We start from the raw sequence: 13,881 nt of genomic DNA on the forward strand, positions 1-13,881 counted from the left end.
TCACACTGGCTTGCGGCGACCCACGTGGAGTCCGGCCCGACAATCGTTCCCTGCCGGGGAGACAAGAATTTATGCCGAACAAAATGCTAATAGATGCCTCCCATCCGGAGGAAACAAGGGTTGTCGTCCTTCGCGGTAATCGCATCGAAGAATTCGATTTCGAATCTCAGGATAAGAAGCAGCTTCGCGGAAATATCTATCTTGCGCGTGTCACACGTGTCGAACCTTCGCTTCAGGCGGCATTCGTCGAATATGGTGGAAACAGGCACGGCTTTCTCGCCTTCAGCGAGATCCATCCTGACTACTACCAGATCCCGGTAGCCGACCGTCAGGCACTCATCGAGGCCGAGGCGGCGGAAGCCAAGGCGGACGAAGACGAGGAGGAAGGCGAACAGCGTCAGTCACAGAAGAACGGACGGAAGCGTCGCCGCGCCAACACCCGCAAGAAATCTGCGAAGCAGGACGAAAGCGTCGGCGACGAAGAGAAAAATGATTCGTCCGGTGACGACGACACCGTCGAAGATGAAGGCGAGGACAAGCCCGCATCCATGGCTGCCGAGGCGGCAGGAGACGTCGTTTCGGAAGAACCCCGTGCCAAACGCTCCCGCCGCGGCCGCTTCAAGGACGATGGCGACGTCGACGAAAGCAACGGCGACGACGAGGAAGAGAACGTCGACACTGTAGGCGCCGATGACGCGCTTGAAGAGGTTCAGCCCCCGCGTCGTGCTGCCCGCAAAAATTACAAGATCCAAGAAGTCATAAAGCGCCGCCAGATACTTCTGGTCCAGGTGGTCAAGGAAGAACGCGGCAACAAGGGCGCGGCGTTGACCACCTATCTTTCGCTCGCCGGACGTTACTCTGTCCTGATGCCAAACACCGCTCGCGGCGGCGGCATCTCGCGGAAGATCACCAATGTTCAGGACCGCAAACGCCTGAAGGATGTGGTAAAACAGCTCGATGTTCCGCAGGGCATGGGAGTGATCCTGCGCACAGCCGGCGCCAACCGCACCAAGGCGGAAATCAAGCGCGACTACGATTATCTGATGCGTCTATGGGAAAAGGTCCGCACCCTGACGCTGGAATCAACGGCCCCTGCCCTGGTTTATGAGGAAGGGAGCCTGATCAAACGATCCGTACGCGACCTCTACAACAAGGATATCGGCGAAGTTCTAGTCGCTGGCGAGGAGGGTTATCGCGAAGCCAAGGATTTCATGCGGATGCTCATGCCGAGCCACGCAAAGGTCGTGCAGCCCTATCGTGAGGTCACGCCGATCTTCGCAGGCAATGGCATCGAAGCGCAGCTGGACCGGATGCTGCAACCCCAGGTGACATTGAAATCAGGTGGCTACATCATCATCAACCAGACGGAAGCGCTGGTCGCGATCGATGTCAATTCCGGCCGTTCCACGAAAGAACACTCCATTGAAGACACCGCGCTCCAGACCAATCTGGAAGCCGCGGAAGAAGTTGCGCGTCAGTTGCGCTTGCGGGATCTCGCAGGCCTGATCGTGATCGACTTCATCGATATGGAGGAAAACCGAAACAACCGTGCCGTCGAAAAGCGGCTCAAGGACTGCCTCAAGAATGATCGCGCACGCATTCAGGTGGGGCGGATCTCGCATTTCGGACTTCTGGAAATGTCGCGTCAGCGCATTCGTGCAAGCGTTCTTGAAAGCACGATGCAGCCCTGCCCACATTGCGGTGGCACGGGGCATATTCGTTCCGATTCCTCGGTGGCATTGTTCGTGGTCCGCTCCATTGAGGAATATCTTCTCAAGGATTCCCGCAACAATATCGCTGTAAGGACCCCCACACCCACAGCGCTTTATCTCCTCAACCACAAGCGCGCCAACCTCGTTGAGATGGAAAATCGCTTCGGCGTGAGCATCACCGTTGAAGCGGATGATGAAGTCGGCGCGCAGCATTTTGCGATCACAAGGCAGCAACCAGCGGACAAGTCCGGTATGGAACAGCCTGCCCCGACCGCTCCGATCGAAATTTCGGAACCGGAAGAAGCCGCCGCTCCTTCCCACGAAGCCACCAATGGTGAGGATGGCGAGCCTCGCAAACGTCGGCGCAAGCGCAAGCGGCGCGGTGGTCGCAATCGCAACAACAATGGCGAGGCTGCGACCGAGCAGAGCACAGCTGAAAGCACAGAGCACAGCGCAGTTGACGCCAACGCGACCGACGGGAACGCAAAAGACGAGATTGCGACCGCCGAGGAAACTCTCGACACCGCGACCGCCGAAGCCGGTGAAGGCGAACGCAAGAAGCGCCATCGCGGAAAACGGGGCGGGCGGAAAAACCGCCGAGAGAGCCAATCCCAGGATGTGAATCAGGACGGCGAAACCGTCGCTTCCGAAACGGTGCAGGCCGACAATTCGGACAACATCGAAGCATCGGCAGAGGCGGTACAACAGGAAACACCGGCCGACGCCCAGCAGGAAGCTGCAACAGATGAGAAGCCGGCCAAGAAACCGCGCCGTCGTGCACGCAAGACGTCAACTTCCGCAGCCGAAGCCCATACGCCGGAAGACACGAGCAATGGCGCAACACCCCCTGCAGAAAAGAAGGCTGCCGAGGACGTGTCCACCGAGACAGTTGCATCTGAAGAGAGTGTGACCGCGGCTACGAAAAAACGTCGAACCTCCACCCGGCGGACCTCAACAAAAGCCAAGGCAGAGGAAAACGAACGTCCTGCCAGAGACGGTGTTGCGGCAGAAGCCGAACCCGTGGTGTCGTCGTCAGAATCATCGGAAACTGATCGACCGCGCAAAACCGGCTGGTGGCAACGTAAAAGTTTCTTCTAGGCCGCGAACCTGGAAGAGCGTGAGACGCTCAACTTTTTGATCGACGACTGGAGAACACCGAATTCCGCTTCCAGCCTTCGTTCTTTCATCACCGGAAGCCGGCGCCCCGCGCCGGCTTCTTGCGTTCGGGACATAGCGACGCGATGGATCACAACTCCATGATCACACGCGGTTCTGCCTTCCCATTGCCCTTATGCTCGTCTACCACTTCGGCAATGCTTGTGAGAAACCCCATGGCCTACATGACTGTGACGCGAACGATTGCCTTCTTCCTAGCTGCCGCTTATCTGACCATGGTCACGGCCCCTGCCGCATTTGCACAGGCCCGGGTGACCGTTGTCCGCGACGCGGAAATTGAAGCGCTTATCTCGGAATACGCTCGCCCGATTCTCAAGGCCGCTGGGCTTGCGAGATCTGGTATCGATATTGTCCTGGTCAACAATCGCAGCTTCAATGCGTTTGTGGATGGACGCCGTATCTTCATTCACACTGGCGCTCTGACGGATGCGGAGACCCCCAACGAGGTGATCGGCGTGATCGCCCATGAAGCCGGCCATATCGCGGGCGGCCACCAGGAGCGTTTGCGCCAACAGTTGCAGCGGGCCCAAACCATGGCGATCGTTTCTGCCCTGATCGGAATCGGTGCGGGCGTCGCAGGCGCGGCCTCTGACTCTCGCGGGCTGGCATCTGCTGGCGTTGGCATGGCGGCTGGAGGCGCCGAAATGGCGCGCCGCAGCCTGCTTGGCTATCAGCGTTCCGAAGAAGCCACTGCGGACCGGACCGCTATTGAATACCTCAATCGGACCGGACAGTCGGCCAGAGGAATGCTTAAAACGTTCGAACGTTTGGCAGGTGGCATGGCACTCGCCGGGGTCAATGTCGACCCCTACCAGATTAGCCATCCCATGCCGCGTGAACGCATCGCCAATCTGGAGGAGCTCGCCCGCAAGAGCAGCCACTTCGATCGCAAGGATCCGCCTGAACTGCAGCTGCGTCATGACATGATGCGCGCCAAGATTGCCGCCTACATGGAGGGCGGCCAGGCTGTGCAGCGCCTGTTCCGCAACGATCCTCGTGGCATCCCTGCACGCTATGGCGATGCGATCTCCACATATCTTACTGGCAATCCGCGTACCGCCTTGCAAAAGGTTGACGCGCTGATTTCTCAAATGCCAGGCAACCCCTATCTCCAGGAACTTCGTGGAGATATCCTCATCAAAGCCAACCGGCCTGAAGACGCCGCCAATGCGTATGCGCGCGCACTTTCCCTTGCGCCTGGAACCCCGGGCCTTCTGCAGGTGGGCTACGGACAGGCCCTGCTTGCGACTGGCAAGCCGGACCTGGTGAGAAAAGCTGCTTCGGAGCTGCAAACCGGCCTGTCGCGCGAGCCCGAATATGCCAATGGCTATCGGTATCTTGCCCAGGCTTATGGCCAGATCGGCGAAATCGCTGCTGCCGAACTGGCCACCGCAGAAGGCTATTTCCATCTCGGCCAGTATCAGGATGCGAAAATCTTTGCCACCAGAGCGCAAAAGCGCATGAAACGCGGCACGCCCGGCTGGCTGCGTGCGCAGGACATCATTCAATTCAAGAAACCGGGTTAGGATGAACCTTTGCGGCCCCGTCCGCACCCATGAGTGATGCATGAGTGCACCCGCTCAACCAAACAGATGAATCGGAACATGACATGATCTTCACGAGAAAAATCCGAGTGCTCGCCGCCACGGCCGCTGTGCTTGCGCCCTTCACGCTGTTCAGCGTTGCTGCACAAGCCGAGACTGCGGCACCGCTTGGCAAGCCAGAAGTGGAACAGATTGTTCGCGACTACCTGCTCAACAATCCCGAACTCCTTCTGGAGGTTCAGGATGCGCTTGAGGCCAAGCAGCGTGAAGAGCAAAAAATGGCTCAGCAAGCTGTCATGGAAGAAAAGAAAGACCAGCTTTTCAATAGTCCCTATGACGGTGTGGTCGGCAATCCGGACGCAGCCATCACTGTGGTTGAATTCTTTGACTACAATTGCGGATACTGCAAACGGGCCATGGCCGATATGCAGGCACTGGTGGAAGAGAATGATGATGTTCGCTTCGTTCTCAAGGAGTTTCCCATCCTCTCCGCCCAATCCCGTGAAGCTCACGTGGTGTCGATGGCTGTGCACGCCATCGCGCCGGAAAAATACGCCGAGTTTCATCAGCAGCTCCTAGGTGCAGAAACGCGCGCCGATGGCAATTTGGCAATCAAGATTGCTAAGGAGGCAGGGATCGACGAGACCGAGTTGCGCAAGGAAATGGAGAACCCCGCCATTCAAAAGATTTTTGCCGAGACTTATGAACTGGCGAATCAGCTTGCGGTCACCGGTACACCCGCTTATGTCATCGGCGATGAAGTGGTGTTCGGCGCCCTTGGCAAGGATGTTCTTGCCGAGAAAATCGACCAGGCACGCTCGCAGAGCAATTGATCGGCGCGTCGAGCGCGCTGTGGACAGACAAAGAAGCCCCTTGCCATCTTTGCGGCACGGTCTAAGCCCTCTATAGAGGAGCATACGGAGCATGTTGCGAAGGGCCAGGGGACAATTTCATGGCGAAAACAGTCTTCATATTGAACGGGCCCAATCTGAATGCGCTCGGCAAACGGGAGCCCGGCATTTACGGCGGCGATACCCTGGCGGGGATCGAAGCATCATGCCAGGAAAAGGCCTCGGTTCTTGGAATGCAGGTCGAGTTTCGCCAGTCCAACCACGAAGGCGACCTCGTTGACTGGATCCATGAAGCAGGTGAAAGCGCGATTGGGGTCGTCATCAATCCCGGTGCCTATGGGCACACGTCCATTGCCCTTCACGATGCAATCCGCGCCGTCAGTCCGCTACCGGTGATCGAGGTGCATATCTCCAACATTCACGCACGCGAGGCCTTTCGCCACGTTTCGATGATTGCTCCGGCCGCAAAAGGCATGATTTGCGGTTTGGGCACAATCGGTTATGTACTCGCGCTGGATGCGTTGGCCGCAAGCCAGCCCGATTGAGAACAAGGCAGGAATAACAATATGTCGACAAAAAAGACGGGGGTCGATCAGCAACTCATTCGCGAGCTTGCGACGATCTTGAACGACACCAATCTCACTGAAATCGAGGTCGAGCAGGACGATCTGCGGATTCGCGTGGCCAAGCAGGCCGCTGCGGCGGTGCAGACCTACGCGGCGCCAGCCCCCGCTCCCGCTCCTGCTGCACCCGCGGTTTCGCCCAAGGAAGAGGCTCCCACCGCAAATCCGGCTGATTCAAAGAATGCCGTGCCGTCCCCGATGGTCGGAACCGCCTATGCGGCGCCCGCGCCAGGCGCGAGCCCCTTCATCCAGGTCGGTCAGTCCGTGAAGGAGGGCCAGACGCTTCTCATCATCGAAGCGATGAAAACCATGAACCAGATCCCCGCTCCCCGCTCCGGCACCGTGACAGCGATCCTCTTTGAGGATGCCCAGCCGGTCGAGTTCGGCGAGCCGCTGGTTGTGATCGAGTAGTCCGGGACAGGCGCGCATGTTTCACAAAATCCTCATCGCCAATCGCGGCGAAATCGCCCTGCGCGTTCTGCGCGCCGCCAAGGAGCTCGGCATCCAGACCGTCGCCGTCCATTCCACGGCCGACGCGGATGCGATGCATGTGCGCCTTGCCGACGAAAGTGTATGCATCGGGCCACCACCCTCGCGCGACAGCTATCTGAACATTCATCAAATTCTGGCTGCATGCGAGATCACCGGTGCGGATGCCGTTCATCCCGGTTACGGTTTTCTCTCCGAAAACGCCAAGTTCTCCGAGATTCTGGCAGCCCACAACCTCACCTTCATCGGGCCTTCTGCGGAACATATCCGGATTATGGGCGACAAGATCACGGCCAAGAAAACCGTGAAAGAGCTTGGCATTCCCGTCGTTCCGGGCTCCGATGGCGCCGTTACCGACGATGTGGAAGCCAAGCGGATTGCCGCTGACATCGGATACCCGGTTCTGATCAAGGCCTCTGCCGGCGGCGGCGGCCGCGGCATGAAGGTCGCACGCACCGAGGCCGATCTCGCTGAGGCGCTTTCAACAGCGCGCTCGGAAGCTGGTGCAGCCTTCGGCGACGACGCGGTGTATATCGAGAAATATCTCGAAAAGCCGCGCCACATCGAGGTTCAGGTGATGGGCGACGGTGCTGGAAATGCCATCCATCTGGGCGAACGTGACTGCTCGCTCCAGCGCCGCCATCAGAAAGTTTGGGAAGAGGCCAACTCTCCCGCTCTCAATGTCGAACAGCGCAACCGCATCGGCGAAGTCGTCTCAAAGGCGATCGCCGATCTCGGCTATTCGGGCGCCGGTACGATTGAGTTTCTCTACGAGAACGGTGAATTCTACTTCATCGAAATGAACACCCGTCTCCAGGTGGAGCATCCGGTCACCGAAGCCATCACCGGCATCGATCTGGTGCACGAACAGATTCGCGTTGCCTCTGGCGGCGGTCTTTCCTGCACACAGGATGAGGTTCGCTTCGAGGGCCACGCCATTGAGTGCCGCATCAATGCCGAAGACCCGCGCACCTTCACGCCCTCACCCGGCACCATCTCGCACTTCCACACGCCGGGCGGTCTGGGAATTCGCGTTGATTCAGGCGTCTATTCGGGTTACCGCATCCCGCCTTACTACGACAGCCTGATCGGCAAGCTGATCGTGCATGGGCGCAATCGCGTTGAGTGCATGATGCGTCTGCGCCGCGCTCTGGACGAATTTGTGGTGGATGGCATCAAGACCACCCTGCCGCTGTTCCAGGATCTGGTCGGCAATCCTGACATCGCCAATGGCGATTACGACATCCACTGGCTGGAGAATTACCTGGCAAAGACGAGCTGAGGCTCGCCGCTCGCTGTGATTCTCCGGCGCCGCGCCGGTTGGACACGATGGCACGACCTTTCGCACCAGGATTTCGGATTCCTCCGGATCTTCTTCTTCGGGCATACGCCACCGGGGTTTTCCCGATGGCGGAAAGCGCGGAGGATCCGGAGGTTTTTTGGGTGCGGCCAGAGACGCGTGGCATCATCCCGCTGGATGCGTTTCACGTTCCCAAAAGCTTGGCAAAGCGCCTGCGTCGCAACCCTTTTCGCATTGCTTTCGACACAGACTTTGACGGGGTGATTGAAGGCTGTGCAGAAGCGCGGCGCGACAGCGATGAAACGTGGATCAATGCTCCGATCCGCGAAGCCTACGGGCTTTTGTTTGAAAATGACCATTGCCACACCGTGGAAGCCTGGACGGATGAAGGGTTGGTCGGCGGGCTGTACGGCGTGACCTTGGGGCGCGCTTTCTTTGGTGAGAGCATGTTCTCGCGCCGCACCGACGCGTCAAAAATCTGTCTTGCTCACCTTGTGGAGCGCCTGCGCGCACAGGGCTTCATGCTCCTCGATACGCAATTCACCACGCCGCATCTGAAGCAGTTTGGGGCGATAGATGTCCCCAGAGCCCGCTACGAGCAGCTCTTGCAGGAGGCCCTGCAGAGCGGTGAAGCCCGCTTCAATCCGTAACGGAGCTCAGATCAGTTGGTTTCCGGCGGGGGTACGTCAGTGTCTTCCTTGCAGCCCTTGAGCCAGACATCGTAGACCGCATGCTCGACGGCGTTCAGACCAGGGCTCTCGGCAAGCATCCAGCCCGTGAAGATGCGTCGAATCTCCCGGTCCAGGGTGATCTCATCCACTTCCACAAACGCGTCGGTGCGTGGCTCTTCGGTTTCCTCGGACGTGTAACAAACCCGCGGCGTGACCTGCAGCGCTCCGAACTGAACTGTCTCGTCCATGTAAACATCAAAGGCGATGATTCGTCCGGTAATCTTGTCGATACCCGTAAATTCGGCAACCGGATGCTTGATTCTGGCAGCCTGGACCGGCGCAGTCGCCATTATCGCCAGTCCCATCGCCATAAGCAGCCCGAAACTGGCGTTTTTCTTCTGGCCTGACTTCATATGGCTCCACACCCGTTTTGTTCGCTTGCAAGCTCTGACAACCAGACGGAATCGCCCAGAACCCGGTCAAGCTTACGACTAGAGCATCAGACCGAAAAGTGGAATCCGGTATTCGGCTGGTTCCGATGCTCTATCGATGGTTCAGATCGTCCTTTGTGCGTCCGTATGGACGAACAGCAATCTACTGCGCAATTGTGGCGAGATCAGCGATCAGCCTCAGCCGCCGGGCGTCCAGGCGTCATAGTCGCCAGTCACACGCGGGCGATCCGCCCCAGTGGCAATCGAACCTTTCGGACGGTAGGCTGCGGGGGAGCCGGTCAGATTGGGAAGATGCGGTTTCTGCCACTCGCGCGGCGTGTAGTTCTCGTCGACAGGCGCCACGTCGACACGGTGGTGCAGCCAGCCATGCCAACCGGGCGGAACGAGCGAAGCATCGGAAATGCCATTATAGATCACCCAGCGGCGCGTGCGTCCCTCGGAATCCTTACCACCTTCATAATAGATGTTTCCGAATTCGTCTTCACCGACGCGTGTGCCCTTGCGCCACGTGTGGAAGCGCGTGCCCAGCGTCTGGCCGTTCCACCAGGTGAAAAACTGAAGCAAAAACTTCTTCATGGCGTCCTCAAGTCGCTCGCTGTCATCGTCACAGATGGCTCGTGGTTGGCGTTATGGCGTCCGCTGCGCCGGAAGGCAAGACCTCCAGTCGATCCTCCAGAGTCATTTCAGCTTCATCTTGAAACCGACATGACTTTTGGCAAAGCCAAGCCGCTCATAAAACCCGTGCGCGCGCTCGCGCGTCTCATTGGACATAAGCTGTACCAGACGGGCATTGGCCGCCCTCGCCTTTGAAACGGCGTGGTTGATCATCAACGCACCTATTCCACGGCCGCGCATATCCTGCCGCGTCTGCACAGCCTCGATCTGAAAGCTTGTACCACCGCGACCCGGCATTCCCGGAATGAGCGTTGTCTGGAATGTACCGACGATCTCGCCGTTCAGTTCGGCCACGTAAAGCGTGTCATTCGGGCTATCGCTAATGCGCTCGAATGCCGCGAGATAGGCCTCTGCAGAATCGGGGTCGGTTGTGTCACCATGACCACCCACGGCATCCGCAGCAAAGAGTGCGACGATGGCCCCCACATCACGCCTTTCGGCGATTCGTATCAACATTCCTTCGGTGCGCGCTCCCTCACCCGTCACCATCAAAGCCCCCGGCGATAAATGAGCGCCGGCAGCTCGAAGCCCGCACCACCGCAGTCGCCGCTTCTCCCAACCTCCTCAAATCCCAGATGTTCGTAAAAGGCTCTTGCCCTGCTGTTCGCCTCTTCAACCTCGAGCGTGATTTCACGCGCTTCAGGAAAACACTGAGCAATCTCGGAGAAAAGCGCCATTCCGATGCCTTTTCCCTGGCAATCAGGATGCACATAGAGCTGATGCAGCTGGATTTTCTTCCCGTCATCGCCGGCCACTGCAAACGCCATCCCGCCGATCCGCTGGCCACTATCCGCAACAACGAATTCCGAGTGTGGCCGTTTCAGACGCGCGCTCAGTGCATCCAGAGAATGCCAACTATCGGTAATTTCAACCACACGCTCGCGCCCATAGATCGGGTCATAGGTGTCGTGCCACGTCTGCACGAGAAGCGCACGCACGGCGGGCAAGTCCCGCTCGCTTGCCGTGCGTACGAAAAAATCCATGCCGTTATCAGGCATCGATCCCGAGCTTTTCCTTCACAAGCGCGTTGACCGCCTGCGGATTGGCCTTGCCGCCCGTAGCCTTCATCACCTGCCCGACGAACCAGCCGGCAAGCGTAGGCTTGGCCTTGGCCTGTTCGACCTTGTCCGGATTGGCCGCGATCACCTCATCCACGGCCTTTTCGATGGCACCGGTATCGGTGACCTGCTTCATCCCGCGTTCTTCAACGATGACACGCGGATCGCCGCCCTCAGTGAAAACGATCTCAAACAGGTCCTTGGCAATCTTGCCGGAAATCGTACCGTCCTTGATCAGGTCGATGATAGCGCCCAGCTGGTCGGGGGTCACGCTTGTGTCCTCGATCCCCTGCCCGGCCTTGTTCAACGCGCCAAGAAGATCGTTGATGACCCAGTTGGCTGCGGCCTTGCCGTCACGGCCTTCAGCAACTTTCTCGAAAAAATCCGCTGTGGCCTTCTCGGCAATAAGCACCGATGCGTCATATTCCGAAAGACCGAATGTCTCGATGAACCGTGCCTTCTTCTCATCGGGAAGCTCGGTGAGATCAGCGGCAAGCGCATCCACATATGCCTGGTCGAACTCCAGCGGCACCAGATCCGGATCCGGGAAATAGCGGTAATCATGCGCTTCTTCCTTGGAGCGCATGGAGCGGGTCTCGCCCTTGACAGGATCAAAGAGACGCGTCTCCTGGTCGATCTTACCGCCGTCTTCCAGAATGGCGATCTGGCGGCGCGCCTCCGATTCGATGGCCTGCCCGACGAAACGCACCGAATTCACGTTCTTGATCTCGCAACGTGTGCCAAATTCACCACCGGGCCGGCGTACGGACACATTGACATCGGCACGCATGGAGCCTTCATCCATATTGCCATCGCAAGTGCCCAGATAGCGCAGGATGGTGCGCAGCTTTGTCAGGAAAGCCTTGGCCTCGTCAGCGGAACGTATGTCGGGCTTGGAGACGATCTCCATCAGCGCAACGCCGGATCGGTTGAGATCCACATAAGACATGGTCGGATGCTGGTCATGCATCGACTTGCCGGCGTCCTGTTCCAGATGCAGACGTTCAATGCCAACCTCGATCTCCTCGAACGAGCCGTCCTTGGCCGGGCCGACTGAAACAGTCACCTTGCCCTCGCCGACGATCGGCTGCTTGAACTGGGAAATCTGGTAGCCCTGGGGCAGGTCCGGATAGAAATAGTTTTTGCGGTCGAAAACGGAGCGCAGGTTGATCTGCGCCTTAAGGCCCAGCCCCGTGCGGATTGCCTGCTTCACGCACACTTCATTGATCACCGGAAGCATGCCGGGCATGGCCGCATCCACGAGAGAAACATTGGCATTGGGCTCAGCGCCGAAAGACGTGGAGGCACCCGAGAAGAGCTTTGCTTCAGAGGTAACCTGCGCATGGATTTCCATGCCGACGATAATTTCCCAGTCGCCAGTGGCTCCGGAGATAAAACGCTTGGGATCGGGCGTGCGCGTATCGATGATTGTCATGGGTTCACGGTGCCGTGCAGTCGGATGGTTCTATGATGAATGCGCATTCGCTAGACCAAACACTCTCCTGTGGCAAGCCAAGCGCTTTATTCCTGCCGAAGTTTGCATTATGAAACCTCCGAACGAACGGAGTTTTTATGTCCATCAGCCTTGAGGCCCGGTAAGGCCCCGAACCTGAACGAAGACAGGGTCGGGGCGAGAAAACCTTGAAACCCCCGCACCATCCAGAGATGGCGCGGCGATGTTTTGTGGCCATTTGGCCACTGGTTTTTTCCAGGACTTCAAGAAATGGACATTTCCCGCGCAGAACAGCGCATCCTGCACATATTGGCGCAGGGCGGCCGCATAGACATTGAGAAAGATGACCGCGGCCAGATCATCGAACTGAACTGCATCACCCGCGATGGCTGGTATTTACCCGGCCTCGACATGATCATCTTCAGAAAAATCAAACGCAAACGCGCAATCAAGTCGCGCAATGGCGGACCTTACCGCATTACAAGACGCGGACTGGAATTGGTTCGCTCACAAGGTGACAACCGCTAGGTTGGGCGAGGCTGCCGAAAGGCAGCCTCTCATTTTTCAGGCTGTGGCGATGTAGCTGCGGATGTCTTCCGCCTCACGCTCCACATCCTCGATCCGCTTCTTGACCACGTCTCCGATGGAAATGATGCCGGCAATCTTGCCGTTTTCTTCCACTGGGAGATGGCGAAAACGCCCCGTGGTCATGATCTGCATGACCTCGTTGATGGTGTTCTGCTCATGACAGCGCTGCACCTTCGACGTCATAACCCTGGAAATCGGCTGATCGAGAGCAACAGCACCATCCCTGCCGACAACGCGCACAATGTCGCGTTCCGACAATATGCCGGCAATACGGCCATCGCGCTCGGTCACCACGACGGCACCGATACCGCGTTCCGACAGAAGCTTTGCTGCGTCCGCGAGCTTCATATCTGGGGCAATGGTGACGACATTGCGCCCTTTGGCGTCCAGAATGGCCTTCACCGTCATGGCAATCTCCTTCTCCTCGCAACAAGCCAATGTTGCGCCGAGCAAGACGGCTTGGCAAGTGTCGCAATTCCATCAGGCGCTCAACAAGTAGCCGAATCTAGTAACGGGCAGCCTGACCGGGTTCGAATGCCCGAACGCCAAAAAATCCCAGAAGAAAGCCACCGATATGGGCCTCCCATGCGATCTGTGGCCCATCGACCGCGGTCCCGCTGAATAGGCCCGTCACGAGGTTTGCAACCATCCAAACACCAAGAAAGACCAGCACCATGCGCGACCTCAAAACCACTGATACCGGCAGGACCGGACCGGTGAACGCCGGCTTCTGCGCCCGGCGATCGACCCGGAAGGCAAACCGAGCTGCTGCTCCCATCATCGCCGAGATCGAACCGGAAGCCCCCACGAGCGGAACCATCGATGAAGGGTAAAGGAAAAAGTGAAGCGCCACTGCGGCCAAAGCTCCGGCCACCCAGAAACAAAGGAATCTGATCGCACCAATCCGGTTGGCAAGCGGAGAGCCGAACGCGGCGAGCCACACCATGTTCACGAGCAGATGGCCCCAGCTCCCATGCAGAAACGAATAGGTAACAGGACTGGTCAGGGCATAGAGATCCATCGCCACCGGCCCCGTGTAGCGAAAGGGGATGAACGCGAGATGGACCATCAGCCAAATCTGCTGATCGAAGTTAAGCCAGAACGCCTCCACCGCGTAGATGGCGATGCACAGAAGGCCTAGCCCCGTCACTACAGGCGCCAGATTGAACACCGGTTCGCGTCCGTCATCGCTGTGATGCGGTAGGGTCTCGTTTTGCGCAGACAGCTCCGCGCGGCGGTCTTCTTCACTGTTCATGATTTTGCCTAGCAGACCTGTCTGAAGGAAAAAA

General features: G+C 58.2%; 15 protein-coding genes. 8 read left to right on the top strand and 7 right to left on the bottom strand.

Annotation, left to right across the window (positions count from 1 at the left end):
* Positions 1-71: 71 nt before the first annotated feature.
* The 7 genes from AC2CHD_RS02760 to aat all read left to right on the top strand — a co-directional run bounded on the left by AC2CHD_RS02760 (position 72) and on the right by aat (position 8,345).
* Positions 72-2,810, top strand: coding sequence for an Rne/Rng family ribonuclease (locus AC2CHD_RS02760; protein WP_484552500.1), 2,739 nt, complete (start codon positions 72-74; stop codon positions 2,808-2,810).
* 242 nt (positions 2,811-3,052) lie between these two features.
* Positions 3,053-4,414: a M48 family metalloprotease gene (locus AC2CHD_RS02765; protein WP_484553194.1), complete on the top strand. Its 1,362-nt coding sequence runs from the start codon at positions 3,053-3,055 to the stop codon at positions 4,412-4,414.
* A gap of 83 nt (positions 4,415-4,497) precedes the next feature.
* A complete protein-coding gene (locus AC2CHD_RS02770) occupies positions 4,498-5,265 on the top strand; it encodes a DsbA family protein (protein ID WP_229449184.1) in 768 nt (255 codons plus the stop codon).
* A 119-nt stretch (positions 5,266-5,384) separates the two neighbouring features.
* Positions 5,385-5,828, top strand: a complete 444-nt coding sequence (gene aroQ / locus AC2CHD_RS02775) for a type II 3-dehydroquinate dehydratase (protein WP_229449183.1) — start codon at positions 5,385-5,387, stop codon at positions 5,826-5,828.
* A 21-nt stretch (positions 5,829-5,849) separates the two neighbouring features.
* A complete protein-coding gene (accB, locus tag AC2CHD_RS02780; protein WP_229449182.1) occupies positions 5,850-6,317 on the top strand; it encodes an acetyl-CoA carboxylase biotin carboxyl carrier protein in 468 nt (155 codons plus the stop codon).
* A gap of 16 nt (positions 6,318-6,333) precedes the next feature.
* A complete protein-coding gene (gene accC / locus AC2CHD_RS02785) occupies positions 6,334-7,677 on the top strand; it encodes an acetyl-CoA carboxylase biotin carboxylase subunit (RefSeq protein WP_229449181.1) in 1,344 nt (447 codons plus the stop codon).
* A gap of 47 nt (positions 7,678-7,724) precedes the next feature.
* A complete protein-coding gene (gene aat / locus AC2CHD_RS02790) occupies positions 7,725-8,345 on the top strand; it encodes a leucyl/phenylalanyl-tRNA--protein transferase (protein ID WP_229449180.1) in 621 nt (206 codons plus the stop codon).
* 11 nt (positions 8,346-8,356) lie between these two features.
* On the opposite strand, the gene AC2CHD_RS02795 is transcribed toward aat, so the two are convergent.
* The 5 genes from AC2CHD_RS02795 to gatB all read right to left on the bottom strand — a co-directional run bounded on the left by AC2CHD_RS02795 (position 8,357) and on the right by gatB (position 11,986).
* A complete protein-coding gene (locus tag AC2CHD_RS02795; protein WP_229449258.1) occupies positions 8,357-8,737 on the bottom strand; it encodes a DUF2155 domain-containing protein in 381 nt (126 codons plus the stop codon).
* 258 nt (positions 8,738-8,995) lie between these two features.
* Entirely contained in the window at positions 8,996-9,394 is a 399-nt protein-coding gene (locus AC2CHD_RS02800; RefSeq protein ID WP_229449179.1) for an NADH:ubiquinone oxidoreductase subunit NDUFA12, read from the bottom strand.
* Between the two features lie 102 nt (positions 9,395-9,496).
* Entirely contained in the window at positions 9,497-9,949 is a 453-nt protein-coding gene (locus AC2CHD_RS02805; protein WP_484552501.1) for a GNAT family N-acetyltransferase, read from the bottom strand.
* A gap of 32 nt (positions 9,950-9,981) precedes the next feature.
* Positions 9,982-10,476: a GNAT family N-acetyltransferase gene (locus AC2CHD_RS02810; RefSeq protein ID WP_484552502.1), complete on the bottom strand. Its 495-nt coding sequence runs from the start codon at positions 10,474-10,476 to the stop codon at positions 9,982-9,984.
* A gap of 7 nt (positions 10,477-10,483) precedes the next feature.
* Positions 10,484-11,986, bottom strand: a complete 1,503-nt coding sequence (gatB, locus tag AC2CHD_RS02815) for an Asp-tRNA(Asn)/Glu-tRNA(Gln) amidotransferase subunit GatB (protein ID WP_484552503.1) — start codon at positions 11,984-11,986, stop codon at positions 10,484-10,486.
* Positions 11,987-12,274: 288 nt separating this feature from the next.
* Between gatB and AC2CHD_RS02820 the strand changes: the two genes are divergently transcribed.
* Entirely contained in the window at positions 12,275-12,532 is a 258-nt protein-coding gene (locus tag AC2CHD_RS02820; RefSeq protein ID WP_484552504.1) for a YjhX family toxin, read from the top strand.
* A gap of 36 nt (positions 12,533-12,568) precedes the next feature.
* On the opposite strand, the gene AC2CHD_RS02825 is transcribed toward AC2CHD_RS02820, so the two are convergent.
* The gene (locus tag AC2CHD_RS02825; RefSeq protein ID WP_229449174.1) at positions 12,569-13,000 is read right to left on the bottom strand and encodes a CBS domain-containing protein; all 432 of its coding nucleotides are present in this window, start codon (positions 12,998-13,000) and stop codon (positions 12,569-12,571) included.
* Between the two features lie 97 nt (positions 13,001-13,097).
* Positions 13,098-13,847 (bottom strand): rhomboid family intramembrane serine protease, encoded by a 750-nt coding sequence (locus AC2CHD_RS02830; RefSeq protein ID WP_484552505.1) that lies wholly within the window; start codon positions 13,845-13,847, stop codon positions 13,098-13,100.
* Between the last annotated feature and the right edge of the window lie 34 nt (positions 13,848-13,881).

It is taken from the genome of Nitratireductor sp. ATLC21, from assembly GCF_057196525.1.